This window comes from Curtobacterium sp. PhB146, assembly GCF_004342995.1.
GTDB lineage: Bacteria > Actinomycetota > Actinomycetes > Actinomycetales > Microbacteriaceae > Curtobacterium.
In genome coordinates, this window is record NZ_SMBN01000003.1 from 64,700 (window position 1) to 89,100 (window position 24,401).

General features: G+C 70.7%; 27 protein-coding genes. 24 read left to right on the plus strand and 3 right to left on the minus strand.

Annotated features, from left to right (window positions below; translation table 11 throughout):
* The first annotated feature begins 1 nt into the window (after position 1).
* The 5 genes from EDF33_RS12475 to trmD all read left to right on the plus strand — a co-directional run bounded on the left by EDF33_RS12475 (position 2) and on the right by trmD (position 4,203).
* Entirely contained in the window at positions 2-2,122 is a 2,121-nt protein-coding gene (locus EDF33_RS12475; protein ID WP_207906690.1) for an FAD-dependent oxidoreductase, read from the plus strand.
* 164 nt (positions 2,123-2,286) lie between these two features.
* Complete coding sequence (rpsP, locus tag EDF33_RS12480) at positions 2,287-2,700, plus strand: 30S ribosomal protein S16 (RefSeq protein ID WP_111086066.1); 414 nt, start codon at positions 2,287-2,289, stop codon at positions 2,698-2,700.
* A gap of 3 nt (positions 2,701-2,703) precedes the next feature.
* A complete protein-coding gene (locus tag EDF33_RS12485; protein ID WP_111086067.1) occupies positions 2,704-2,940 on the plus strand; it encodes an RNA-binding protein in 237 nt (78 codons plus the stop codon).
* 19 nt (positions 2,941-2,959) lie between these two features.
* Positions 2,960-3,505 (plus strand): ribosome maturation factor RimM, encoded by a 546-nt coding sequence (gene rimM, locus EDF33_RS12490; protein WP_123294799.1) that lies wholly within the window; start codon positions 2,960-2,962, stop codon positions 3,503-3,505.
* Positions 3,506-3,510: 5 nt separating this feature from the next.
* The gene (gene trmD / locus EDF33_RS12495) at positions 3,511-4,203 is read left to right on the plus strand and encodes a tRNA (guanosine(37)-N1)-methyltransferase TrmD (RefSeq protein WP_132100206.1); all 693 of its coding nucleotides are present in this window, start codon (positions 3,511-3,513) and stop codon (positions 4,201-4,203) included.
* Between the two features lie 142 nt (positions 4,204-4,345).
* On the opposite strand, the gene map is transcribed toward trmD, so the two are convergent.
* The gene (gene map / locus EDF33_RS12500; protein WP_132100207.1) at positions 4,346-5,137 is read right to left on the minus strand and encodes a type I methionyl aminopeptidase; all 792 of its coding nucleotides are present in this window, start codon (positions 5,135-5,137) and stop codon (positions 4,346-4,348) included.
* Positions 5,138-5,304: 167 nt separating this feature from the next.
* On the opposite strand from map, the gene rplS reads away from it, so the two are divergent.
* The 9 genes from rplS to EDF33_RS12545 all read left to right on the plus strand — a co-directional run bounded on the left by rplS (position 5,305) and on the right by EDF33_RS12545 (position 12,519).
* Positions 5,305-5,661 (plus strand): 50S ribosomal protein L19, encoded by a 357-nt coding sequence (gene rplS, locus EDF33_RS12505; RefSeq protein WP_123339832.1) that lies wholly within the window; start codon positions 5,305-5,307, stop codon positions 5,659-5,661.
* A gap of 133 nt (positions 5,662-5,794) precedes the next feature.
* Entirely contained in the window at positions 5,795-6,538 is a 744-nt protein-coding gene (lepB, locus tag EDF33_RS12510) for a signal peptidase I (protein ID WP_111086070.1), read from the plus strand.
* Positions 6,535-7,233, plus strand: coding sequence for a ribonuclease HII (locus tag EDF33_RS12515; RefSeq protein WP_131879817.1), 699 nt, complete (start codon positions 6,535-6,537; stop codon positions 7,231-7,233). Before lepB ends, EDF33_RS12515 begins: the two co-directional genes overlap by 4 nt.
* A gap of 239 nt (positions 7,234-7,472) precedes the next feature.
* The gene (locus EDF33_RS12520; protein ID WP_111086072.1) at positions 7,473-7,796 is read left to right on the plus strand and encodes a DUF2469 family protein; all 324 of its coding nucleotides are present in this window, start codon (positions 7,473-7,475) and stop codon (positions 7,794-7,796) included.
* A 105-nt stretch (positions 7,797-7,901) separates the two neighbouring features.
* Complete coding sequence (locus EDF33_RS12525) at positions 7,902-8,249, plus strand: Lsr2 family protein (RefSeq protein ID WP_111086073.1); 348 nt, start codon at positions 7,902-7,904, stop codon at positions 8,247-8,249.
* A 152-nt stretch (positions 8,250-8,401) separates the two neighbouring features.
* Positions 8,402-8,791, plus strand: coding sequence for a YraN family protein (locus EDF33_RS12530; RefSeq protein WP_123294793.1), 390 nt, complete (start codon positions 8,402-8,404; stop codon positions 8,789-8,791).
* Complete coding sequence (locus EDF33_RS12535) at positions 8,788-10,311, plus strand: YifB family Mg chelatase-like AAA ATPase (RefSeq protein ID WP_132100208.1); 1,524 nt, start codon at positions 8,788-8,790, stop codon at positions 10,309-10,311. The genes EDF33_RS12530 and EDF33_RS12535 overlap by 4 nt, the downstream gene beginning before the upstream one ends.
* Complete coding sequence (gene dprA, locus EDF33_RS12540; protein WP_165918814.1) at positions 10,308-11,555, plus strand: DNA-processing protein DprA; 1,248 nt, start codon at positions 10,308-10,310, stop codon at positions 11,553-11,555. The genes EDF33_RS12535 and dprA overlap by 4 nt, the downstream gene beginning before the upstream one ends.
* Before the next feature lie 25 nt (positions 11,556-11,580).
* Complete coding sequence (locus tag EDF33_RS12545; protein ID WP_131879810.1) at positions 11,581-12,519, plus strand: tyrosine recombinase XerC; 939 nt, start codon at positions 11,581-11,583, stop codon at positions 12,517-12,519.
* Positions 12,520-12,716: 197 nt separating this feature from the next.
* On the opposite strand, the gene EDF33_RS12550 is transcribed toward EDF33_RS12545, so the two are convergent.
* Complete coding sequence (locus tag EDF33_RS12550; RefSeq protein WP_132100210.1) at positions 12,717-13,307, minus strand: M23 family metallopeptidase; 591 nt, start codon at positions 13,305-13,307, stop codon at positions 12,717-12,719.
* A 343-nt stretch (positions 13,308-13,650) separates the two neighbouring features.
* Here EDF33_RS12550 and EDF33_RS12555 point away from each other — a divergent pair, with 343 nt between their 5' ends.
* The 10 genes from EDF33_RS12555 (at position 13,651) to EDF33_RS12600 (ending at position 22,444) form a co-directional block, all read left to right on the plus strand.
* On the plus strand, positions 13,651-15,093 hold the full coding sequence (locus tag EDF33_RS12555; protein ID WP_243648762.1) for a sugar porter family MFS transporter: 1,443 nt from the start codon (positions 13,651-13,653) through the stop codon (positions 15,091-15,093).
* A 312-nt stretch (positions 15,094-15,405) separates the two neighbouring features.
* A complete protein-coding gene (gene rpsB, locus EDF33_RS12560; protein WP_111086086.1) occupies positions 15,406-16,332 on the plus strand; it encodes a 30S ribosomal protein S2 in 927 nt (308 codons plus the stop codon).
* An 82-nt stretch (positions 16,333-16,414) separates the two neighbouring features.
* Entirely contained in the window at positions 16,415-17,242 is an 828-nt protein-coding gene (gene tsf, locus EDF33_RS12565; protein WP_111086087.1) for a translation elongation factor Ts, read from the plus strand.
* Positions 17,243-17,368: 126 nt separating this feature from the next.
* On the plus strand, positions 17,369-18,088 hold the full coding sequence (gene pyrH, locus EDF33_RS12570; protein ID WP_111086088.1) for a UMP kinase: 720 nt from the start codon (positions 17,369-17,371) through the stop codon (positions 18,086-18,088).
* A gap of 47 nt (positions 18,089-18,135) precedes the next feature.
* Positions 18,136-18,690, plus strand: coding sequence for a ribosome recycling factor (gene frr / locus EDF33_RS12575; RefSeq protein WP_111086089.1), 555 nt, complete (start codon positions 18,136-18,138; stop codon positions 18,688-18,690).
* The gene (locus EDF33_RS12580) at positions 18,690-19,700 is read left to right on the plus strand and encodes a phosphatidate cytidylyltransferase (RefSeq protein ID WP_243692446.1); all 1,011 of its coding nucleotides are present in this window, start codon (positions 18,690-18,692) and stop codon (positions 19,698-19,700) included. Before frr ends, EDF33_RS12580 begins: the two co-directional genes overlap by 1 nt.
* Positions 19,701-19,790: 90 nt before the next feature.
* Positions 19,791-20,339, plus strand: a complete 549-nt coding sequence (locus EDF33_RS12585; RefSeq protein ID WP_111086090.1) for a DivIVA domain-containing protein — start codon at positions 19,791-19,793, stop codon at positions 20,337-20,339.
* Positions 20,340-20,399: 60 nt separating this feature from the next.
* Positions 20,400-21,398 carry a lytic transglycosylase domain-containing protein gene (locus EDF33_RS12590; protein ID WP_243692447.1) on the plus strand — a complete coding sequence of 333 codons (999 nt, stop codon included), beginning with the start codon at positions 20,400-20,402 and terminating at the stop codon, positions 21,396-21,398.
* Between the two features lie 12 nt (positions 21,399-21,410).
* Positions 21,411-21,713 (plus strand): hypothetical protein, encoded by a 303-nt coding sequence (locus EDF33_RS12595; RefSeq protein WP_235035894.1) that lies wholly within the window; start codon positions 21,411-21,413, stop codon positions 21,711-21,713.
* Positions 21,710-22,444, plus strand: a complete 735-nt coding sequence (locus tag EDF33_RS12600; RefSeq protein ID WP_132100212.1) for an alpha/beta family hydrolase — start codon at positions 21,710-21,712, stop codon at positions 22,442-22,444. Before EDF33_RS12595 ends, EDF33_RS12600 begins: the two co-directional genes overlap by 4 nt.
* Positions 22,445-22,535: 91 nt before the next feature.
* Here the strand turns inward: EDF33_RS12600 and EDF33_RS12605 are convergent, their stop codons facing one another.
* On the minus strand, positions 22,536-24,374 hold the full coding sequence (locus EDF33_RS12605) for a hypothetical protein (RefSeq protein ID WP_132100213.1): 1,839 nt from the start codon (positions 24,372-24,374) through the stop codon (positions 22,536-22,538).
* Between the last annotated feature and the right edge of the window lie 27 nt (positions 24,375-24,401).

The following is a 24,401-nucleotide window of genomic DNA, read 5'->3' on the forward strand; positions in this document are numbered from 1 at the left end:
CATGAGCACCGTCGCCATGCCCGAGCTCGCCGTCGTCTCCTCGCCGTGGACACTCGGCCCCCTGACCCTGCCGAACCGGGTGGTCATGGGGTCGATGCACACCGGACTCGAGGTGCACGACGACGGTGGGGCCGGCATGGCGGCGTTCTACCGCGAACGTGCCGCCGGCGGCGCCGCCTGCATCATCACCGGCGGCATCGCGGTGAACGACGAGGCCCGTGGTGGCCCCGACTTCGCCGTGTTCGGTGTCGGGGGAGCGGACGAGCGGTTCCGCGCCGCGGTCGACGCCGTGCACGAGGAGGGCTCCACGATCCTCGCGCAGCTGTTCCACGCCGGCCGCTACGCGCTCGCCGCGGGGATGGTCGACCGGCACGGGGAGCCCCAGCGCGTGGTGGCACCGTCGGCCCTGCCCTGGGCGGCCGCCCGCGGCGTGGTGCCGACCGAGTTGACGCCGGCCGAGATCGAGCGCACCATCGAGGACTTCGCCGCCGCGGCCCGGTCCGCGCGCGACATCGGGTTCGACGGCGTCGAGATCATGGCGTCCGAGGGCTACCTCATCAACCAGTTCCAGTCGCCGCTGACGAACCTGCGTGACGACGAGTGGGGCGGTTCGCCGGAGCGTCGACGGCGCTTCACGGTGTCGGTCGTCGAGGCCGTCCGTGCAGCGGTGCCCGACCTGGCCGTGACGATCCGGCTCTCCGGCGCCGACCTGATGCCCGGTTCGTCGACCGAGGACGACGTCGACGCCCTGGTGCACGACCTGCTGCCGCTCGGGCTCGACGGCATCTCGGTCGGGATCGGCTGGCACGAGTCCCGCACCCCGACCGTGCAGGCCGCCGTGCCGCACGGTGCTTGGCTCGCCTACGCCGCGCGCATCGCCGGAGTCGTGCGCGCCTCGTCGTACTCCGACGTCCGGGTGATCGCGTCGAACCGGATGACCGACCTGCGCGACGGTGAGACCGTCCTCGCCGACGGAGCCATCGACGCCGTCGCCCTGGCCCGACCGTTCCTCGCCGACCCCGCGCTCGTGAACCGGTCGCTGGCGGGCCGGTTCGCCCTGGTGAACACGTGCATCGGCTGCAACCAGGCCTGCCTCGACCGCTCGATCATCGGCGCGCCGGTGTCCTGCCTGGTGAACCCGCGTGCCGCCCGCGAGGTCGCGTTCCCCGCGCGTCCGACCACCGACCCCAAGCGCGTCGACGTCGTCGGCGGGGGACCGGCCGGACTCGCCGCAGCCGTCGACGCGGCCCGACGCGGCCACCGCGTCACCGTGTGGGAGGCCGCCGACCGGCTCGGCGGCCAGTTCGGCCTCGCCGCGCTCGTGCCCGGCAAGGAGGACTACGCCGCCACCGTGCGGGCTGCCCGCGCCGAACTCGACGAGCGGGGAGCCACGGTGCACCTCGGCCGCCCGGCGACGCCCGCGGACCTCGCCGACAGCGACGCCGTGGTGCTCGCCGCCGGGGTGGTCCCGCGCGACGTCGACGTCCCCGGTGCACACCTGCCGCACGTCCTGTCGTACGAGCGGGCTCTGCGCGATGGCGTGCCGGCCGGCACCGTCGCGATCATCGGCGGCGGTGGCATCGGCATCGACACCGCAGCGTTCCTGACCGAGTCGCCGGACGAGTCGGTCCGCGCCACCGAGTTCGCGGCGCGCTGGGACCTCGACGTCTCCGAGGAGCTCGTCGGCGACGTCCCCCAGCGGCTGCCCGCTGCGTCGCGCACGATCCGGCCGGGCTCCGACGTCACCGTGCTCCGTCGATCGGGCAAGTTCGGGCAGGGCGTCGGGATCACCTCGCGCTGGGTCGCCATCGGTCGCCTCCGTGACGCGGGGGTGCGCATGGTCGGCGGCGTGCAGGAGTACCTGCGCATCGAGCCCGGTGCCCTCTGGATCCGCGACGAGCACGGCGAGGAGCGTGCGATCCCGGCGGACACCGTCGTGGTCTGCGCCGGGCAGGAACGCGCGATCGACACCGAGGGTGACGCTCCTGACGGACTCGTGACGGGCCTCCAGGCCGCCGGTGTGCCGTTCGCCGTCGTCGGCGGCGCACGCGACGCACGGAGCGTGGACGCGGTCCGCGCGACGTCCGAGGCCCTCGAAGCGGTCCGGCGACTCGCGCCGTAGCGCGTCGGCTCGCATCACGGCGCGGAATCTGTAAGAATGAACGGTCGAATCGCCGCAGCTCGACCCTCTATCCAGCTGTGAGCGATCTCTCTCGAGCTTTCACCGTGTGTGCCCCCACGCCCGCGGTTCCAGTTCAACCACAACGTAAGCAAACAGGAGCAATTGTGGCTGTCAAGATCCGTCTGAAGCGTCTCGGTAAGATCCGTGCGCCCTACTACCGCATCGTCGTCGCCGACTCGCGCACCAAGCGCGATGGTCGTGTCCTCGAGGAGATCGGTCAGTACCACCCGACCGAGGAGCCCTCGGTCATCAAGATCGAGTCCGAGCGTGCGCTCTACTGGCTCGGCGTCGGCGCGCAGCCGACCGAGCAGGTCGCGGCCCTCCTCAAGCTGACCGGCGACTGGGCCAAGTTCAAGGGCGAGAAGGACACCGCGTCCAAGGTCAAGGTCGCCGAGCCGAAGCAGGCCTTCCAGGTCGATTCCTCGAAGAAGGCCGTCCTCAAGCCGAAGTCGGAGAAGACGGCTCCCGCCGCCAAGACCGACGACGCCGAGACCGCCGACGAGACGACCGAGGCGTAGTCCTTGCTCGAATCCGCGCTGACGCACCTCGTCAAGGGGATCGTCGATCACCCTGACGACGTGCGCGTCGCCAGCTCCACCTCCCCGCGGGGCGAGGTCCTCGAGGTGCGCGTGCACCCCGAGGACCTCGGCCGCGTGATCGGTCGTGCCGGGCGGACCGCCAAGGCACTCCGCACCCTCGTCTCGGCCCTGGCCGACGGCAAGCGGGTGCGGGTCGACGTGGTCGACACCGATTCCTAGGGAGACGACCCAGCTCCGGGTGGGTCGAATCACGAAGGCACACGGGCTCAAGGGCGGCATCAAGCTGGAGCTCTACACCGACGACCCGGATCGTCGATTCACCCCCGGTGCCACGTTCACGCTCCAGGTCCCCGACGACTCACCGTGGTCGGGCAAGACCCTCGAGCTGGACGAGCTCCGCTGGTACAACGGTCACCCCGTCGCGTTCTTCGCGGGGATCGACGACCGCACCGGCGCCGAGTCGCTCGCCCGGATCATCCTCTGGGTCGAGCAGGACGCCGACGCCGAGACCGGCGAGGACGACGCCTGGTACGACCACCAGCTGGTCGGGCTGAAGGTGCTGCGCGACGGCGTCGAGGTCGGCACCGTCGCCCGGGTCGACCATATGCCGGCGCAGGACCTGCTCGCGATCGACACCCCGTCGCGCGGCGAGGTCCTCGTGCCGTTCGTCGCGGCGATCGTGCCCGCGGTCGACATCGCGTCCGGCACCGTCACGGTCACGCCGCCGCAGGGCCTGTTCGAGGACCCCGAGGACACCTCCCGGCCCGAGACGGTCACGGACTAGCTGCCGTGCGGATCGACATCGTCACGATCTTCCCGGAGTTCTTCTCCGTGCTGGACGTGTCCCTGCTCGGCAAGGCCCGCTCCGGTGGGCTGCTCGACCTGCACGTGCACGACCTGCGCTCCTGGACGACCGACCGGCACCGCACCGTCGACGACACCCCGTACGGCGGTGGCGCCGGCATGGTGATGAAGCCGGAACCGTGGGCGCAGGCGCTGGACGCCCTGCTGCGGCCGGACGGCTCGTCGACCCTCGTGGTCCCGACGCCCGCCGGCACGCCGTTCAAGCAGTCCATCGCGCGCGCGCTCGCGTCGACGTCCGACCACCTCGTGTTCGCCTGCGGGCGGTACGAGGGCATCGACGCCCGCGTCTTCGAGTGGGCGGCGTCACGCTGCTCGGTCGTCGAACTCTCGCTCGGCGACTACGTGCTGAACGGCGGCGAGGTCGCGGCGATGGCCATGATCGAGGCCGTCGGGCGACTCGTCCCCGGCGTCGTCGGCAACCCCGAGTCCCTGGTCGAGGAGTCCCACGAGGACGGCCTGCTCGAGTACCCCTCGTACACGAAGCCCGCCGTGTGGCGTGACCACGACGTGCCCGAGGTGCTGCTCAGCGGCCACCACGGCAAGGTCGCTGCGTGGCGGCACGAGCAGCAGGTGGAGCGGACGCGGCGGGTCCGGCCGGACCTGCTGCCGCCTGCCTGACCGGCTGCGGCCGGCCGGTCGGTTTTCGCGCTGAGCGACAGTTCTTGCGGTGCGTTCCCCGTGAACTGTCGCTTTGGGGCACTGGTCGCTACCAGTGACGGACGGGAGGCGCGGGGCGGGACCGCACCGCGCCTCCCGTCCGTCAGCTGGTCGGTTCGGCGCGCTGGGCGCGACGCAGGGTCAGGACCTCGGGTCCGGCCTCGGTGACCGCCACCGTGTGCTCGACGTGCGCAGCACGTGAGCCGTCGACGCTCCGGAGCGTCCAGCCGTCGTCGTCCTGGTACAGCTCGTCGGTGCCCTGCATGAGCCACGGCTCGATCGCGACCACCAGGCCCGGCCGGAGCTTCAGGCCGCGACCCGGACGTCCGTCGTTCGGCACGTGCGGGTCGCCGTGCATCGTGTGACCGACACCGTGCCCGCCGAACTGCAGGTTGACGCTGTAGCCCGCCTCCTTCGCCACGTGCCCGATCGCGTGCGAGACGTCACCGAGCTTGTTGCCCGGAGCAGCCTGCGCGATGCCGGCTGCGAGGGCGCGCTCGACGGTCGAGATGAGCGTCTGGTCCTCGTCGCGGGGCGTCCCGACCTGCACCGACACGGCGGAGTCCGCCACCCAGCCGTCGACGCTCGCGGCGAAGTCGAGGCTGACGAGGTCGCCGTCCTGCAGCACGTGGTCGAACGGCAGACCGTGCAGCGCCGCGTCGTTCACCGAGGTGCACAGGTTCTTGCCGAACGGCGACTTGCCGAACGAGGGGTGGTAGTCGACGTAGCAGCTCTCGGCGCCCCGGTCGGCGATCATCCGCGCGGCGACGCGGTCGAGCTCGAGCAGGTTCACGCCGACGTCGACCGTGGCGAGCAGTTCGTCGAGGACGTCGGCCACGAACCGACCGGCGACTCGCAGTCCGTCGAGTTCCGTGGGGGTGCGCAGTTCGATCATAGGTCCATCCTCGCTGTTTTGCCCCCGGCGTTCTGTGTGGCAGTATGGATCGCTGTGCCCTGGCTGGACTCTGCCACGGGGGAGTCGCCGACACCGGGCACGCACCACCACTTCATCAGACATCGATCCGCGGCGACCCGTGTGCGTCCGCAGAGAGTAGAACAGCCATGAGCCAGCTCCTCGACAACGTCGACGCAGCATCGCTGCGGACCGACGTCCCGGACTTCCGCGCCGGTGACACCATCAAGGTGCACGTGAACATCGTCGAAGGCACGCGCTCGCGTATCCAGGTCTTCCAGGGTGTCGTCATCGGCCGCCAGGGCCACGGCATCGGCGAGACCTTCAAGGTCCGCAAGGTGAGCTTCCAGGTCGGCGTCGAGCGCTGGTTCCCGGTGCACTCGCCGATCATCGACCACATCGAGATCGTCACCAAGGGTGACGTTCGTCGCGCGAAGCTCTACTACCTGCGCGAACTGCGCGGCAAGGCGGCCCGCCGCAAGATCAAGGAGAAGCGCGACGCCTGATCGCCTTCACAGTGAGCGCCCGCGAGCCGGACGCCGCTGCTGGCCCCTCGCCGATGTACGGTTGTGCATCGACGGGGGGCTTTCCCTTTGCGCCCGCTGAACCCGGGCGGGCACGGTGTGAACGAGAGCGGAAATGACGGACACGACTGAGGAATCCGGGCGCAGGCCCCGGCCCGAGAAGCAGCGCAACGGGATCCTCACATTCCTCCGCGACCTCGTCATCATCTTCATCGCGGCGCTGCTCGTGTCGTTCTTGGTCAAGACGTTCCTGATCCGCTCGTTCTACATCCCGTCGGCGTCGATGGAGAACACGCTGCAGATTAACGACCGCGTGATCGTCAACGAACTCGTCCCGGGTGTCGTGGCACTGAAACGCGGCGACGTCGTCGTGTTCAAGGACCCGGGTGGATGGCTCGCCGGGTCCGAGGTGCCGAGCGTCACGCCGGACACCCAGCCCGCCAAGGCGATCGACTGGGTCCTCACGCAGATCGGCCTCGGGACGGGCGACAGCGACGACCACCTCATCAAGCGCGTGATCGGTCTGCCGGGGGACAAGGTCTCCTGCTGCAACGACCTCGGGCAGATGTCCGTGAACGGCGTCCCGATCAAGGAGCCGTACCTCAAGCTGCCGGCCGGCGCCCCTGCCTCAGCGACCGACTTCTCCGTCACCGTGCCGAAGGGCACCATCTGGGTGATGGGCGACAACCGCAACGACTCCAAGGACTCCCGCTACAACGGGGACACGCCGTCGAAGGGGTTCGTGCCGTTGTCCGACGTGACCGGCCGCGCCTTCGTGATCTCCTGGCCGACGAGCCGCTGGACGTGGCTCGACGACCACCCCGAGGTGTTCGCCGGGGTGGAGGAGCGCGACCAGTGACCCCCGTCCGCCCCTCCCTCCGCGTCGAGAAGCGGCTGCTGGCCGAAGGCCGTGTCACGGTCATCGGGATGGACGAGGTCGGACGCGGTGCGATCGCCGGTCCCGTCGGCGTGGGCGTCGCGGCCGTGACGATCGACGTCGGGCGGGTCCCGCAGGGTCTGGCCGACTCGAAGCTGCTGTCCGCCACCCGCCGGACGGACCTGGTCCCCGTCGTCACCCGGTGGGCGCGCACCGCCGTCGGCATGGCGTCCGCCGAGTACGTCGACAAGCAGGGGATCGTCCCGGCGCTCGGAGCCGCGGGGGCGCAGGCGCTCGAGTCGCTGGTCGCCGGGGGCCTGTCGCTCGACGGTGCCGTCGTCGTGCTGGACGGGTCCTTCGACTGGCTGTCCCGTGCCGTCCCCGCCTCGCTCCGTCCGACGACGGACCCGCTCGAGGTCGTCGTGCAGGTCAAGGCCGACCGGGACTGCGCCTCGGTCGCCGCGGCGTCGATCGTGGCGAAGGTCGCGCGGGATGCCCTGATGATCGCAGCCCACGACGAGGCACCGCACTACGCCTGGGCGTCGAACAAGGGCTACGGCTCGACCGCGCACTACGACGCCATCCGCGCGGTCGGGGCGCACGCACTGCACCGCAAGTCGTGGCTGCACCAGGCGTCGAGCGTGTCACTCGAGGGCTTCGACGCGCTCGTCAGCTGACGCGCCGCCGTCGCGCCCGCCTGCCGTGCCTGTGGCCCGCGAGGTTCCGAAATCTCGGCATCTCGGCCCATGCCCGGTGCCGCCGCGGAACCTCGGCGGAGCGCACACGGCGTGTTGTGGAACCTCGGTGGGCTCGGATCGGGAGCGGACGCCGAGCTTGTTCGCACTTCCGTCTTCGGGTGCATCCCTCGAGCTGCTGTCGCGCACTGGTGCGGCTGCCGCCGTAGACTGTGGGCGCAATGGATGAGGACGAATTCGACGACTACGACCGCGAGGTCGAGCTGGCCCTGTACCGCGAGTACCGCGACGTCGTGTCGCAGTTCCGCTACGTGGTCGAGACCGAGCGGCGTTTCTACCTGGCGAACGAGGTCGAACTCGTGCGCCGGGACACCGAACACGATTTCTACTTCGAACTGACGATGAACGACGTCTGGGTGTGGGACGTCTACCGTTCCGACCGGTTCGTCAAGGGCGTCCGCGTCCTCACGTTCAAGGACGTGAATGTCGAAGAACTGACATCGCGAGAACTCGAACTGCCGAAGGAACTCGCACTCGACGAGTGATCGTCAATTCCGGTGCATTCGGTGAATCGCCGGTGATCGGTGACGTGCCGGAATTCCACGCGCTATTCTGGTCGGGATTTCCCGTCCAATGAACAGGAGCCGCGCATGGCACAGAAGGTCACCGTCCAGCTCGTCGACGACCTCGACGATTCCCCCATCACCACCGGTGAAGGTCGCACGGTCGAATTCGGTTTCGACGGCTCGTCGTACGAGATCGACCTGACGAACGACAACGTCGACAAGTTCCGCGAAGCGATCTCCGACTACATCGCCGCAGCGCGCAAGGTCTCCGGTCGTCGCACCGGCAGCACGGCGCCGAAGTCGGCCCCGAAGCGTGGCAACTCCGAAGAGCTCGGCAAGATCCGCGAGTGGGCGAAGGAGAACGGCTACGAGGTCTCGACCCGTGGTCGTATCTCGACCCAGGTGCAGGAAGCGTACGCAGCCGCACACTGAGCCGCTGTCGACGAAGGACCCGGATGATCGCGATCACCCGGGTCCTTCGTCATTCCTCCCCAAGGGCGATCGTCGTCGTCTGATTCCACAGAGTCTTCGTCGGTGCACATCCTCGCTGCCGTTCCCGCGATCGTTGCCGTGGAGGCAATGACATGGAACAGAAGCTGCACGATCGCCCTGGACGAACACTCCGGAACGGCCGCCTGGGGCGGTTCGGCGAGGACCAGGCCGTGGCGTGGTTGCACGAACGGGGTTTCCGGGTCCTCGAGCGGAATTGGCGGTGCGCCCGGGGCGAGATCGACATCGTCGCGTGGGATTCCTGCACACTCGCGTTCATCGAGGTGAAGACGCGATCCGGTACGACGACGGGGCATCCGTTCGAGGCGATCACGGCGACGAAGCTCACCCGGATGCGACGACTCGTGGCCGAGTGGTTCGACGCCCATCCGGAGGTGTCGGCACGCGCGATCCGCATCGACGTGGTCGCGGTCCACGTCGACGGCCCGCGGACGGCCGTGCAACACGTGGCGGGTGTGCTGTGACGGGCATCGGCCGTGCTGCGGCCGTCGCCCTGCTCGGCGTGACCGGGCGCCGGATCGAGGTCGAGGCCCACCTGACCAGCCAGCTGCCCGCCTTCAGCATCATCGGACTGCCGGACACTTCGCTCGGCGAGGCGCGCGAGCGAGTCCGTGCCGCCGCTGCGAACGCCGGGTGTCCGTTGCCGGCTCGTCGGATCACGGTGAACCTCACGCCCGCGGCGATCCCGAAACGGGGTTCCGGGTTCGACCTGGCGATCGCGATGGCCGTGCTCGCCGGCGCCGGACTCGCACCCGACGTCAGTGAACGGATCGTCTACATCGGGGAGCTCGGTCTGGACGGTCGGGTCCGACCGGTCGCCGGAGTCATCCCGATGTTGCTCGCCGCCCGCGACGCCGGGGCCGACCGAGTCGTGCTGCCGATCGGCAACCTGCCCGAGGCCCGCGTGGTCGACGGCGTGCGCGCCACCGGGGTCGACTCACTCCGTGCGGCTGCGATCGACGCCGGCGCGCTGCTGCCGCCGGTCGAGGTCGACGCGGTGCTGCCGGTGCCGGTGCCCTCGGTCCAACGCCCGGTGGCCGAACTGGCGGATGTCGTCGGGAACCCGATCGGGGTGCGCGCCGTCGTCGCCGCGGCGGCCGGTGGGCACCATGCGCTCCTGCTCGGTCCACCCGGTGCCGGCAAGACGATGCTCGCGGAGCGCCTGCCCGGGCTCCTGCCCGACCTCGACGACGCGACCGCGCTCGAGGTCGCCGCCGTCCGGTCCGTCGCCGGACTCGGGCCGGCGTCGTGGAGCACGAAGCCCCCGTGGGAGGCCCCGCACCACTCCGCGTCGGCGATCTCCCTGATCGGCGGCGGCTCCGGTGTGCTGCGACCCGGAGCAGTGTCGCGGGCGACCGGCGGCATCCTGTTCCTCGACGAAGCACCGGAGTTCCCCCGTGCGGTGCTCGACGCGCTCCGCCAGCCGCTCGAGTCCGGTCGGATCACCATCCACCGGGCTGCGGGCGCCGCCGAGTTCCCCGCGCGGTGCCAGGTCGTGCTCGCTGCCAATCCCTGCCCGTGCGGCAACGCCGGCGGAGCGCACGGCCAACCGTGTGAGTGTCCGCCGAGTGCGGTCCGGCGCTACCTCGGGCGGATGTCCGGACCGCTGCTCGACCGGATGGACATCCGGGTGCTCGTGCCCCGGGTGACGACCGGGAAGATGCGTGGTACCGACGGGAGCACGCCGACGACGGCCGAGGCCCGCGCCGGCGTCGCCGCGGCCCGCGCTCGGATGGCCGAACGCCTCCGGGACACCGGGTGGACGAAGAACGCCGAGGTCACCGGAGCCTGGCTGCGGGCGGACGGTCGGATCGAACCCGGTTCGACCACCGAGCTCGACCGGGCGCTCGACCTCGGCACCCTGACCATGCGGGGATGGGACCGGGTGATGCGGCTCGCGTGGACCCTCGCCGACCTCGAAGCGGTCGACCGTCCGAGCAGAGCACACGTCCGGGGTGCTCTTGCCCTGCGGAGCGCGCTGTGAGCGGCGTGGGGCCCGGCCACGGCAGCGAACTGCTCGCCGCGATCCGGCGGGTCCTCGGGACTGACGGTGCGTCGGACCCGGTCCAGACCGCCGCTCGGGTCGCGTGGTCCGTGATCGTGGAGCCCGGGGACTCCGTCGCCGGTGAGCTCATGGCGGCCCTCGGGTCGGAGCGCGCCCTCGGCTCGGTCCTGCTGGCAGCCGACGGTGCGTTCGAGGATCTGCTCGACGGGTGTGTGGAGGCCGGCGTACCCGGTGCGGAGGATCCCGATGCGTTCGCCGGTGTCCTGCACACGGCCATCGACCGGTGGCGACCGCGCTTGGTCCGGTCCGACGTGGCCGACGTCGTCGCCTCGGCCGAAGCCGTCGGGGCACGACTGCTCGTGCCCGGGTCCGCTGGGTGGCCGACGGCGATCGACGACCTCGGCCCCCACGCACCACTCGTGCTCTGGACTCGCAGCGCCACGGCGGGTGTCGGCGACGGGGCACCCGCCCTGGCCGTGGTCGGGTCGCGGGCGAACACCATCGCCGGGGCCGAAGCAGCCGCCGAGATCACCTCGTCCGCCGCGGACGCCGGCTGCACGATCGTCAGCGGCGGCGCCTACGGGATCGACGCGGTCGCACACCGGGTGGCGATCGCCGCAGGGGTCCCGACGATCGCGGTCCTGGCCGGGGGGATCGATCAGCTCTACCCCGCCGGCAACGTCCAGCTGCTCCACAACGTCGCTCGGCAGGGCGCCCTGGTGGCGGAGTCGGCGCCGGGGACCCGCCCGACCCGGTGGCGCTTCCTGGCCCGGAACCGGTTGATCGCCGCCCTCGCCGATGCTGCGGTCGTCGTGGAGGCCGGTGCGCGGTCCGGTGCGCTCAACACCGCGCACCACGCCGGGCAGCTCGGTCGCCCGGTGTTCGCCGTCCCGGGAGCGTTCGCGTCCTCGGCGTCGGTCGGGTGCCACCGGCTCGTGGCGCAGGGCCGGGCGCAGCTCGTCGTGCACCCGGGGGACCCGGTCGCCGCGATGCGTCCCGTGCCCCCATCCGCTGCGACCGCGGCGGCGGACGAACCCCTCGTGTCGGTCCAGCGCGATCCCGAGGTCGTCCGGGTCCTCGACGCGCTCGGCCGTCGTGCCCTGCCAGAGGCCGAGATCGCTCGACGGTCCGGGCTGTCCGGAGCTGCGGTGGCGGACGCCCTCGCGCTCGCGCAGTTGCAGGGGCTCGTGGCGCACAGCAGCGGCGGGTGGGGCCGCGCATGACGTCGGCCAGCCGTACGCTGACGACGTGGCGGACCGAGCAGAGCAGAAGGAAGAGCGACTCGTGGCAGCGGTCGACTCGTTCCTCGGGCACGCTCGACACGCCAGGGGGCTCAGCGAGCAGACGCTCCGCGCGTACGCGAACGACCTCGAGCAGTTCGTCGAGTTCGCCGCGCGACGCGACGTCGTCGGCATCGACGGGGTCGACCTCGAACTCCTCCGTGACTGGTTGTGGGAAGCCGACCAGCGGGGGCTCGCACGGTCCACGATCGCCCGCCGGTCGTCGTCGGTGCGGGCGTTCACCCGGTGGGCGAGCGAGACCGGGGTGACCGCGACGGACGCCGGCGTGCGGCTCCGTGCACCGAAGGGCGGCTCGCACCTGCCGCGGGTGGTGTCGGCCGACCAGGTCCGTGGGTTGCTCGACGGCCTCGCGGCCCGTGCAGCGACCGACGATCCCGGTGCGCTGCGGGACCTGGCGCTCGTGGAGCTCCTGTACGCCGCGGCGATCCGGGTGAGCGAGCTCGTCGGCATCGACGTCGCCGACGTCGATCGCGGGCGGCTTACGGTCCGCGTGCTCGGGAAGGGCGGGAAGGAGCGGGTCGTGCCGTTCGGTGTCCCGGCCCGTGACGCACTCGAGGCGTGGACGTCGCGGGGGCGTCCGACCCTCGCGGCGCGGGCCGACGTACCGAGCACGGCACTGTTCCTCGGCGACCAGGGTGGCCGGCTCGGGGTGCGGAGTGCGTACCGCGTGGTGGCTCGGCTGCTCGGGGACCTTCCCGGCGAAGGGCCGAGCGGACCGCACACCTTCCGGCACACCGCGGCGACGCACCTGCTCGACGGGGGAGCGGACCTGCGGGCGGTCCAAGAACTGCTCGGGCACGCGAGCCTCGGGACGACGCAGATCTACACGCACGTGTCCTCAGCACGGCTGCGCGAGGTCTACCGGACGGCCCACCCGCGCGCCTGACGGCGCGACCGCCGGACCGGCGCCGTGCCCCGCGAGCGACCGTCGGACCGGCGCCGAGCGACCGTCGGACCGGCGCCGAGCGACCGCCGGACCGGCGCCGCGCACTCGTGCGGTTGCGCGGCGTCGGAACGTTGGAACGGCGCGACCGTTACGTCGCACGTCGAAGTTGCACGTCGCCCACCGCTCGTCGCCGACGCTCACCCCGGCCAGGCGGACTCCGGCAACAGCACGGGCCACTCGGCCACGGGAAGGTACGGCGTCGGGTCCACGTAGCGGCCGTCGATCCGCGCGCCGAGGTGCAGACACGGGGCCGAGGCCGGGCAGTGCCCCACGGACACCAAGCCGACCTGATCACCCTGTCGGACGTCGTCCCCAGTGGCGACGAGCGGCTGCACCGAGTCGAGGGTGCTGACGAGCCCGCCGCCGTGGTCGACCGTCACGACGCTCCTGCCGCCAACGGGTCCGGCGAACGCCACCGTGCCGTCGTCGACCGCCGCCGCACTCGTGCCGAGCGGCGCCGGCACGTCGATCCCGCGGTGACCGGCGGCGTAGTCGTCGGACGGTGGCTCCCACCCGCGCTCGACCACCCGCGTTCCGGTCGGCCAGATCCACGGTTCGGCAGCACGAGTCGCCGCCGTGCCATACCGGTGGTCGCGCAGGTCCTCCGGCGCGGGCACGGGTTCGGGCAACGACGCGGTGGCCGTCCAGAACGCCCCGAGCATCCCGATCACCACCACCATCGCGGCGACCGGAGGGAGCCGAGTGCCGGAGCCGGGGAACAGGAGCATGCCGTCACTCTGTCCGCCACGGACCGGCTACACGACCGAGGTGAGGCGGTCCGTGGAGGGTGGGGCGGGCCTCCCGGCCTGTGGAGGGACGACGCGACCGCAACGAACGACGTCCTCGATGTCGCACGACATCGACGGTGTCGTTCCGAGTCGAGGCGACTCCCGACCCGCCCGCGCCCCGCGCCCCGCCCCGCGCACCGAGCGCACCCGGTTATGACCACATCCACCACGAGGAGTACAGTCGGGGCCGCTCCGGACCACGCAACGCCGCACGGACGGCGAACGAGCCGACCGCCGGGGCACCGTGCCCACAGCAGCACGGCCGGCAGAACCCAGGAGCATCGTGTCCAACACAGCCACCGGGCACGGCGAGGACCGTGCGTTCAAGGGGAAGGTCACCGCGTTCGCCATCGCAGCAGCGGTGGGCGGTTTCCTCTTCGGCTTCGACTCGTCGGTCATCAACGGCGCCGTCGAGGCCATCAAGGGCGAGTTCGGCCTGTCCGAGGCGGCGAGCGGCTTCGCCGTCGCGTCCGCGCTCATCGGCTGTGCGTTCGGCGCCTACTTCGCTGGTCGACTCGCTGACCGCTGGGGTCGCACCCGGGTGATGTTCTGGGCCGCGGTGCTGTTCCTGGTGAGCTCGATCGGCTCGGGCTTCGCGTTCGCCACGTGGGACTTCGTCCTCTGGCGTCTCGTCGGCGGCCTCGGCATCGGTACGGCCTCGGTGATCGCGCCGGCGTACATCTCCGAGGTCTCGCCGAAGGCGATCCGCGGGCGCCTGGCCTCGTTCCAGCAGCTCGCCATCACGCTCGGTATCTTCGCCGCGCTGCTCTCCGACCAGTTCTTCGCCGTCACCGCCGGTGGCGCCTCCGAGGTCGTCCTCGGCCTCCCGGCCTGGCGCTGGATGTTCCTGGTCGGCGTGATCCCGTCGGTGGTCTACGGCATCCTGGCGATCACGCTGCCGGAGTCGCCGCGGTACCTGCTCGCCAAGGGGCGGACGGAGGACGCCCGTGCGGTCATGACGAAGATCGTCCCGCGCGACACGGTGAACACGAGCCTGGAGGAGATCCAGGACGGCATCAAGAAGGAAGCCAACGAGAAGAAGGGCTCCATCCGGGGCAACCGCTTCGGCCTGCAGCCCATCGTCTGGGTCGGCATCATCCTGGCCGTGCTGCAGCAGTTCGTCGGCATCAACGTGATCTTCTACTACTCGACGACGCTCTGGCAGGCCGTCGGGTTCAAGGAGAGCGACTCGTTCCTCATCTCGACGATCACCTCGGTGGTCAACGTCGCCGTGACCTTCATCGCGATCTTCCTGGTCGACAAGATCGGTCGGAAGCCGCTGCTCGTCACCGGTTCCGCCGGCATGTTCGTGTCGCTGGCGATGGTCGCGATCGCGTTCTCGCAGTCGACGATCGTGGACGGCAACCCGAGCCTGCCCGGCGCGTGGGGCGTCATCGCCCTCATCTTCGCGAACCTGTTCGTCGTGTCGTTCGGCGCGACGTGGGGTCCGCTCATGTGGGTGCTGCTCGGCGAGATGTTCCCGAACCGCATCCGCGCCACGGCGCTCGGCATCGGCTCGGCCGCCAACTGGGTGGCGAACTTCATCGTCACGATCACCTTCCCGGTGCTATCCGGCTTCAACCTGACGGTCACGTACGGCATCTACGCGCTGTTCGCGCTGATCTCGTTCTTCTTCGTCATCGCGAAGATCCCGGAGACCAAGGGTCGCTCGCTCGAGGAAATGGGCATCTCCGCCGAGGGCGACACGGTGAACGCGAAGGCGTGATCAGTCGCGTCTGAGACACCCAGAACACCGGACAGGAGGCCCGGATCACGTCAGCCGGTCGGCGCGCGTGATCCGGGCCTCCTGTCTGCTAGCATTTCTCCAGCAGTGCGCTGATGCGCGCTGACTTCGCGTGTCCACAGGGTCGTCAACGGTTCGCCGTCTCCGACCCGGCACCCGACCACCGGTCCCGCTCTCACGAGCGGGCGGTCGCGTGCCAGGACACCAGGGATCACGACCTCCGGTCGTGCTCGACACAACCGCAACAGGGGCACAGCACAGCTGCGCTCCGAGAACACAGAAGGAGGACGGCACATGGCCGTCGTCACCATCCGCCAGCTGCTCGACAGCGGCGTCCACTTCGGACACCAGACCCGTCGGTGGAACCCGAAGGTGAAGCGCTTCATCCTCGCCGAGCGCTCGGGCATCCACATCATCGACCTGCAGCAGTCGCTGGCCTTCATCGACCGCGCGTACGACTTCGTCAAGGAGACGGTCGCGCACGGTGGCACGATCCTCTTCGTGGGCACCAAGAAGCAGGCGCAGGGCTCCATCGCCGAGCAGGCGACCCGCGTCGGCCAGCCGTACGTCAACCAGCGTTGGCTCGGCGGTCTGCTCACGAACTTCCAGACGGTCTCCAAGCGCCTCGCGCGCATGAAGGAGCTCGAGGAGATCGACTTCGACGACACGACGAAGGGCTTCACCAAGAAGGAGCTCCTCATCAAGAAGCGCGAGCTGGACAAGCTCCACAAGACCCTCGGTGGTATCCGCAACCTCACGCGGACCCCGAGCGCGCTCTGGATCGTCGACACCAAGAAGGAGCACCTCGCGGTCGACGAGGCGCAGAAGCTCGGTATCCCGATCATCGGCATCCTCGACACCAACTGCGACCCCGACGAGATCACGTACCCGATCCCGGGCAACGACGACGCGATCCGCTCCGTCGGTCTCCTCACCCGCATCGTCGCCGACGCCGCGGCCGAGGGCCTGAAGACCCGCCACAACGGTGGCGACGACGAAGAGGCCGCAGAGCCCCTCGCCGAGTGGGAGCAGGAGCTCCTCGGTGGCGACGCCGCGACGCCGTCCGCCGACGCCGCTCCCGAGGGTGCGACCGTCGAGGAGAACAACGCTGACGCGCAGGTCGCCGCGAAGGAGATCGGCGAGCCGATCGCCGACGACGCGAAGAACGCGGAGCCGACGGCCGAGGCCGAGGCAGCCGCGGAGACCACCCCCGCCGAGTGACCTGTCGCAGGCGCCGGACCCGATCGGGTCCGGCGCCTGCGTCACCACTCTCCACACACGTACCGTCCAGAAAGGACAGTCAATGGCAAACTTCACCGCTGCTGACGTGAAGAAGCTCCGCGAGGACCTCGGCGCCGGCATGATGGACGCGAAGAACGCGCTCGTCGAGGCCGACGGCGACTACGACAAGGCCGTCGAGCTGCTCCGCATCAAGGGTGCGAAGGCCGTCGCCAAGCGCGACGACCGTGCCACCTCCGAGGGCGTCGTCGTCGCGAGCTCCGAGAACGGCGCCGCCACGGTCGTCGAGCTCGCGAGCGAGACCGACTTCGTCGCGAAGAACGAGAAGTTCACGACGCTGGCCGACAAGGTGCTCGGGGCCGTCGCGGCCGCCGGTGCAGCTGACGTCGCCGCCGCGAACGCCGCCCCCGTCGACGGCAAGACCGTTCTCGAGGTCGTCAACGAGTCGGCCGCCGCACTGGGCGAGAAGCTCGAGGTCCGCACGGTCCGCCGTGTCGAGGGCTCGGCCTTCGAGATCTACCTGCACAAGACCAGCCAGGACCTGCCGCCGCAGATCGCCGTCGTCATCGCGTACGAGGGTGACAACGCTGCCGAGGCCCGCTCGATCGCCCAGCACGTCGCGTTCGCGAACCCGACGTACCTGACCCGCGACGAGGTCCCGGCCGACGAGATCGCCAAGGAGCGTGCGACCGTCGAGGCGATCACGCGCGAGGAGGGCAAGCCCGAGGCTGCGCTCCCGAAGATCGTCGAGGGTCGGGTGAACGCCTACATCAAGCAGGTGTCGCTCCTCGACCAGGACTACGCGAAGGACAACAAGATCTCCGTCGCGAAGGCCGCCGAGAACGCCGGCATCACGATCCAGGGCTTCGCCCGCGTCAAGGTCGGCGCGTAACGAACCCGTGACGGGGTCAGGAACCAACCAGGTTCCTGGCCCCGTTTTTCGCGCCTCCGGGCGCGACACACACGCGACACATCCGCGAGTACATTTCCACGAGACCACGACGAAGGGTGCGATCAGATGACCGACGAGAAGACCGGACGACGCCGCGTACTGCTGAAGCTGTCGGGAGAGGCCTTCGGGGCCGGATCGCTCGGCGTGAACCCCGACGTGATCGGGGCCATCGCCAAGGAGATCGCCGTCGCCGCGCGCGAGGTCGAGATCGCGATCGTCGTCGGCGGGGGCAACTTCTTCCGCGGCGCCGAGCTCTCGCAGCGCGGGATGGACCGCGGCCGTGCCGACTACATGGGCATGCTCGGCACCGTGATGAACGCGCTCGCCCTGCAGGACTTCCTCGAGCAGGCCGGGGCCGCCACGCGCGTGCAGTCGGCCATCGCGATGACCCAGGTCGCCGAGCCGTACATCCCGCGGCGCGCCGAGCGGCACCTCGAGAAGGGCCGCGTCGTCATCTTCGGCGCCGGCGCCGGTCTGCCGTACTTCTCGACCGACACGGTGGCCGCGCAGCGAGCACTCGAGATCAAGGCCGACGAGGTCCTCGTCGCCAAGAACGGTGTCGACGGCGTGTACACGGCGGACCCGAAGAAGGACGCCACGGCCGAGAAGCTGCACCACGTGACCTACCAGGACGCACTCCTGAAGGGCCTGAAGGTCGTCGACGCCACGGCGTTCTCGCTCTGCATGGACAACGGCATGCCGATGCACGTCTTCGGCATGGAGGGCGACGGCAACGTCCAGGCCGCCATCCGTGGCGAGCGCATCGGCACCGTGGTCAGCAACTGACCCGCACCGCTGACTAGACTCGACGCCAGTACCGAAGGAGTAACACCGTGATCAGTGATGTCCTGACCGAAGCCACCGAGAAGATGGCGAAGGCTGTCGAGGTCGCCAAGGACGACTTCTCGACCGTCCGCACCGGCCGCATCAACGCGGCGCTCTTCCAGAAGATCCCGGTCGAGTACTACGGCACGCCGACGCCGCTCGCGCAGCTCGCGTCGCTGCAGACGCCCGAGGCCCGCACGCTCATCGTGACGCCGTACGACAAGACGGCGCTCAAGGAGATCGAGCGCGCCATCGCGACGTTCCCGAACCTCGGCGCCAGCCCGACGAACGACGGCGACATCGTCCGCGTGACGATCCCGGAGCTCACCAAGGACCGCCGCAAGGAGTTCGTCAAGCTCGTGCGGACGAAGGGCGAGGACCACAAGGTCGTCATCCGGAACATCCGCCGCAAGGCCAAGGACGACCTCGACGCGCTCAAGGGTGAGATCTCGGACGACGAGATCTCGCGCGGCGACAAGGACCTCGAGGCCCTGACGAAGAAGCACGTCGACCAGATCGACGAGTCGCTGAAGAAGAAGGAAGCCGAACTCCTCGAGGTCTGATGCGCCGCCCGGACCAGGGCGGTGAACGCCCCACAGCAGAGCACGGACCCGACCACACCGGGCCCGTGAAGAAGGGGCTCCGCCAGGACTTCGATGCGCGTGCCCGAGCGGCCCGCACCGACTTCGAGGCGCAGCTCCGGCAGCGCAAGGCCGACTTCGGTGCGCGCAACGAGGCCCTGACGGCGCGCACCGGGCGCAACCTGCCGGCGGCGATCGGCATCGCGCTCGCGTTCGCCGTCGTCATGCTCGGCACGCTCCTCATCTGGCCACCGTCGTTCATGGTCGTGGCGGCGTTCCTGCTCGGCGTGGGCGTCTACGAGCTCACGAGCGCCATGCGCTTCGCGGGCCGGGACGTCCCGCGGATCCCGAGCGTCGCCGTCGCGATCGCGATCGTGCCGGCGGCGTTCCTGCTCGGGCAGGTCGCGGCACTCTTCACACTGCTCGGTGGCATCGTCCTGATCAGCCTCTGGCGTCTGATCGAGGTCGCGCTCTCGCGGCAGAAGCCGTCGGCCGGCGACGTGTTCCGCGACGTCACGAACGGTCTGTTCGTGCAGGCGTACATCTCGCTGCTCGGCGCCTGTGTCGTCCTGCTCTCCGCGCAGTCGCAGGGCAACCTGTGGGTGATCGGCTTCATCCTGGTCGTCGTCGCTGTCGACACCGGTGCCTACGCCACCGGGTTGAACCTCGGCAAGCACCCGATGGCGCCGCGGATCAGCCCGAAGAAGACGTGGGAGGGCTTCGCCGGATCGGTCGCAGCGAGCATCATCGTCGGCATCCTGGTCGCCTGGCTCATGCTCGGCCTGCCGTGGTGGACCGGCGTCGTGCTCGGCGTGCTGATCTCCGGGTCCGCGACCCTGGGTGACCTCACCGAGTCGATGATCAAGCGCGACCTCGGCATCAAGGACATCTCGTCCTTCCTGCCCGGGCACGGCGGACTGCTCGACCGCATCGACAGCATCCTGCCGTCGGCTGCCGTCGCCTACGTGCTGTACCTGATCGTCAACCACTGACCGACCTCGATCGACCTCGTCGGCCCACCCTGAGCGCCGCCCTCAGCGCGTCCAGGTTGTGCCACGGGTCGGGACTGGCAGAATGACGCCGTGGCCACCACCTTCCCGACCGCAGCCCGCTCCGCCCTCGGATACGACGTCGACGAAGTCGAGCGTTTCCTCGAGGACGCCCGTCGTGCGTACTCCGCCGACGACAGCGCCCCCGGCATCGAGGCTGCGAAGATCCGCGCCACCGCGTTCTCGATGCGCAAGGGCGGCTACTCCACCTCGCACGTCGACGCAGCGCTGGAGCGCCTCGAGGACGCCTTCGCGGCCCGGGAGCGCGAGCGGGAGATCGGCGACGCCGGACAGAAGGCCTGGTACGCCGAGGCCCGCACGAAGGCCTCCGACGTCGTGGCCCGCCTCGAGCGCCCGGACGGACAGCGGTTCAACCGGGTGAGCGTGCTCGGCACCGGCTACCACCCGAAGGACGTCGACGCGTTCGCGGCCCGCCTCGGTGGCTACTTCCGCGAGGGCAAGCCGCTGAGCCTCACCGAGGTGCGGTCGATCGTGTTCCGCCCGAAGCACGGCGGCTACCGCGAGGGCCAGGTGGACGCGCTGCTCGACGCCGTCGTCGAGGTCATGCTCGCCGTCCGCTGACGACGCGCTGCACCCAGGTGCTTCGCTTTCCGTGATCGTTCCGTTACCCTGGTCCTACTCATGGGCAGGCACACGGCAGACCACAGCTCCGACCGCGATCCCCGCGAGCACCTCAGCCTCCAGGCTTCGGGTGAGCGCCGCGCGGCACTGAACCGAACCCGTACGGCGGACACCTCGGTGCTCCAGGCGAACCCGCAGGTCCTGCCGGAGACCGGTCCCGTCGCGACGCCGAAGTCCGTCGCAGCGAACCGCGTGTCCGACGAACGCATCGCCGCGTTCGCGCACGAGGCCCCCGCGGCCCGGGTGGACCCGCGTGCCGCGAAGCAGCAGAACGCGTCGGCGGTCCAGCGCAACGCGACGGCGCAGCAGCCGGGCCGTGGCGCAGCCGCCGCGGTCAACGCCTTCGCACGGAAGCGTTCCTCGGTTCCGGCGTTCTCGTTCGTCGGCGTGTTCCTCTTCGTCGGGGCGTCGCTCTTCAACCCGCTCCAGGCCGACGTCGCGCAGGCCGCGGTCGACACCCCGGTGCTCGTGAAGACGCCGCAGGCCCCGCAGCAGTACACCGCGCACGGCACCTACGGCGACGCTGCTGCCGACCGTGACGGCTACGGCGTGACCGTGCCGGCGCCCAAGGTCGTCAAGCCCGTCGTCGAGGAAGAAGCCGACGACGCCACCTCCGACGAGACGACCGACGCCGCCGCGACCGAGACCGAGAGCGTCTCCGCCGCGAACACGCTGGCCGCCGTCGCCGCGACGCCCGACGCGGGCAGCGCACAGGCCATCGCCCTGCGGCTCGTCACGGCCCGGGGTTGGGGAACCGACCAGTACAACTGCCTCGTCTCGCTGTGGAACAAGGAGTCCGGCTGGCGGGTGAACGCGTACAACCCCAGCGGTGCGTACGGCATCCCGCAGGCCCTGCCGGGCAGCAAGATGTCGTCTGCAGGTGCCGACTGGCAGACCAACCCCGAGACGCAGATCACGTGGGGTCTCAACTACATCTCCGGGGTCTACGGCACGCCCTGCGGCGCCTGGGGCCACAGCCAGGCGAACAACTGGTACTGATCGGCAGTTGGGGTGCCGCGCAGCAACCGGCCGCGGCGTCCCCGTGGTCGCGACGTCGAGCCTGACGAGGACACCGGCCTCGATCGGCTGATGAGCTCGTGGAAGCGCACCGAGGTGCGCCGCGGGCGGGAGTACCTCGTCCAGCCCGTCTCCGCGGCCTCGGCGCAGAAGGAGTACGTCTGCCCCGGGTGCGGCGGTACGGTCCTGCCCGGCACCGCACACGTGGTGGTCTGGCGTTCCGACGGGGTCCTCGGCGACGCTGCCGACCTGGCATCACGCCGACACTGGCACAACCACTGCTGGAGCATCGCATGACCGACGACGGCGAGATCCGCTCCGCCACGCAGCTGCCCGCTCGCCGCACCGACCTCGAGCTCGTCACCGACGACCACCTCACCCTGGTCGGGGAACTCGCCGAACCGGAGTCGCGCCCGGCACGGGGCACCGTCGTGACGCTGCACCCACTGCCGACCGCGCACGGCTTCATGGACTCGCACCTGCTCAAGAAGGCCGCCGCGCGTCTGCCGGCGCTGGCGGACATCGCGGTCCTGCGCTTCAACTTCCGGTCGGTGACGTCACCACGCGGCACGTCCGAGGGTGTGTTCGGCGAGGGTGTCTCCGAGGGCTTCGACCTGCGCGCCGCCGTCGCCGAGGTGGTCGACCGTGGTCTGCCGACGCCGTGGTTGGTCGGGTGGTCCTTCGGCACCGAGGTGATCCTCAAGCACGCGCTGGAACACGTCGAGGCCGGCACCGTGGCGGGCGTGGTCCTGCTCTCGCCGCCACTGCACCGCACCACGGAGGACGAGCTCGCGCGCTGGGCAGCCGTGGACGTCCCAGTGGTGGCCCTGGTGCCCGAGCACGACGACTTCCTGCAGCCCGACGAAGCGATCGCCCGGTTCGCCGTCGCCCCGAACGTCCGGGTCGTCCCGATCGAGGGCGCGAAGCACCTGTGGGTGGGGGAGCGCTACGTCCGGATCGTCCTCGACGCCGTCGCCGACCTCGTCGTGCCGGGCAGCGCGCCGCTGCCGACGCACTGGCCGGTCTGACGGCACTCGCCGGTCCGACGCACGGTACGTACCCACCTCGGTGCGGTGGGCCGACCGGGAGGCGCGACCCGCGCCTCCCGGTCGGGTCGCGTCAGCGTTCGGTCGCGTCCACTGCGTCGTCGGCTGCTCCGGGCGCGGTACCGGGTGCGGTCCCCAGCAGGCCGGTCGCGTGCGTGAGCACGCCGCGCAGGTTCTCCAGGTAGCCAGCCACGGCCTCGCGCTCGGTGCGGATCGCCGACAGTCGGTCCTCGGCCTCGGCGGTGATGGCAGCCGTCCGCTCCTCGGCATCGGAGACCATCCGGTGCACGCGGTCCTGGGCATCGGCGACGATGGTGCGGGCGTGCTCCTGCGCGTCGGCGGTGCTGGTGCGCTCGAGGTCGTCGGCTTCCTGCTGGAGCCGCTCGGCTCGCTCGCGGGCCTCGGTGGCACGGCGCGTGGCCTCGGCGAGCTGCAGGTTCGCCTCGTCGAGGTACTTCTGCGTCTCGGTGACGGTCTCGTGGTGCTTCTGCAGGTAGTCCTGCTCGGCGTCGTCCCGGCGTGAGGCGAGCTCGGACTCGAGCGTCGTGCGGGCCTCGTCACGCTCGCGGGCGACCTCGGCACGGGCCTCGTCACGTTCCTTCGCCAGGTCGGCGCGGGCCGTGTCGATCTCCTGACGGAGGGCGGTGCGCTCGGACTCGAGCGTGTCGAGTTCGGCGGAGCGGCGGTCGGCGATCTCGGTGTCGACCTCGGCGTGCTCGCGCTCGCGGCGGGCGGCGAGCGCGTTCTCGTGCTCGCGGTCCGCGCGTTCGGCGGCGGCGTCGGCCTCGGCGCGCTCCCGCTCGATGCGGGTGTCGTGCTCCTCGAGCTCGCGTGCGATGCGGTCGGCGGTCTCCTGCACGAGCCGCTCGTTCTCGACGCGCGTCTGTTCCTCGTCGACGCGCAGCTGCGCACGCGACGCCTCGGCCTCCTGTGCCAGGGCGGTGCGCGCCGAGGCGAGCTCCCGGTCCCACTCGGCACGGGCTGCGGCGAGTTCCTCGTCCACGACGCGGCGGCGGTCGGCGAACTCGCCGTCGATCTCGGCGCGACGTCGGTCGACCTCGGCCTGCAGCTCGGCGCGGCCGGTCTCGATCGCCAGTGCGTGCGCCTGCTGCTGCTCGTCGCGCTCCCGGTGCCACGCCGCACGCCCCTCGACGACCTCGCGTTCGAGCGCCTGACGGCGGGTGGACTCCTCGTGGTCGAGGTCCTCGACCCGGCGGGCGTGGTCGGCCTCGAACACCGAGCGGCGGTGCTCGGTCTCGCGGTCGAGGTCGGCCGCGGCGGTGCGGGAGTCGGCCGATTCGCGCTGGGCGATCTCGCGCAGCTCGGCGACCTCGTGCTCGACCTGGGCGCGCAGGGCGTTCGTCTCACGGATGGCGACGGAGCGGACCTCGGCGGCCTCGGTCACCGCGGCACCCCGGATGGCGGCGGCCTCGTTGCGGGCGTCCTGGGTCAGCAGGCCGGCTTCGGCACGGGCACGCTCGACGGTGTCGGCGGCCTCGGCACGAGCACGGGTGAGTTCGTTGGTGGAGCGGGTGCGCGCGTCCTCGAGGGTGTCGCGGGCTTCTTCCTGTGCCTCGCGCACGGTGCGGTCGGCCTCGGCCCGGCTCGACGCCCGCAGGCGCTGTGCGTCGATGTCCGCCTGGCTGATGAGACGGGTGGACTGCTCCTCCGCCACGCGCAGGGTCGACTCGAGACGTGTGCCCAGGCCGCTGTAGGTGGGGGTGCCGGCCTCGTCGAGTTCGCCCTGGAGCTCGGAGACGCGGGACTGCAGGAGACGGATCTCCTTCGCGGCGTCGGCACGGTCGGTGTTCGACTTGATGAGCTCACGGCGCAGGTCGTTCAGTGAGCGGTCGACGTCGTCGCGGCGGTACCCGCGCAGCTCGGTCCCGAACTCTGCCTCGTCGTTCGCCACGTGTCGCTCCTGGGTGCTCGGCGGAGG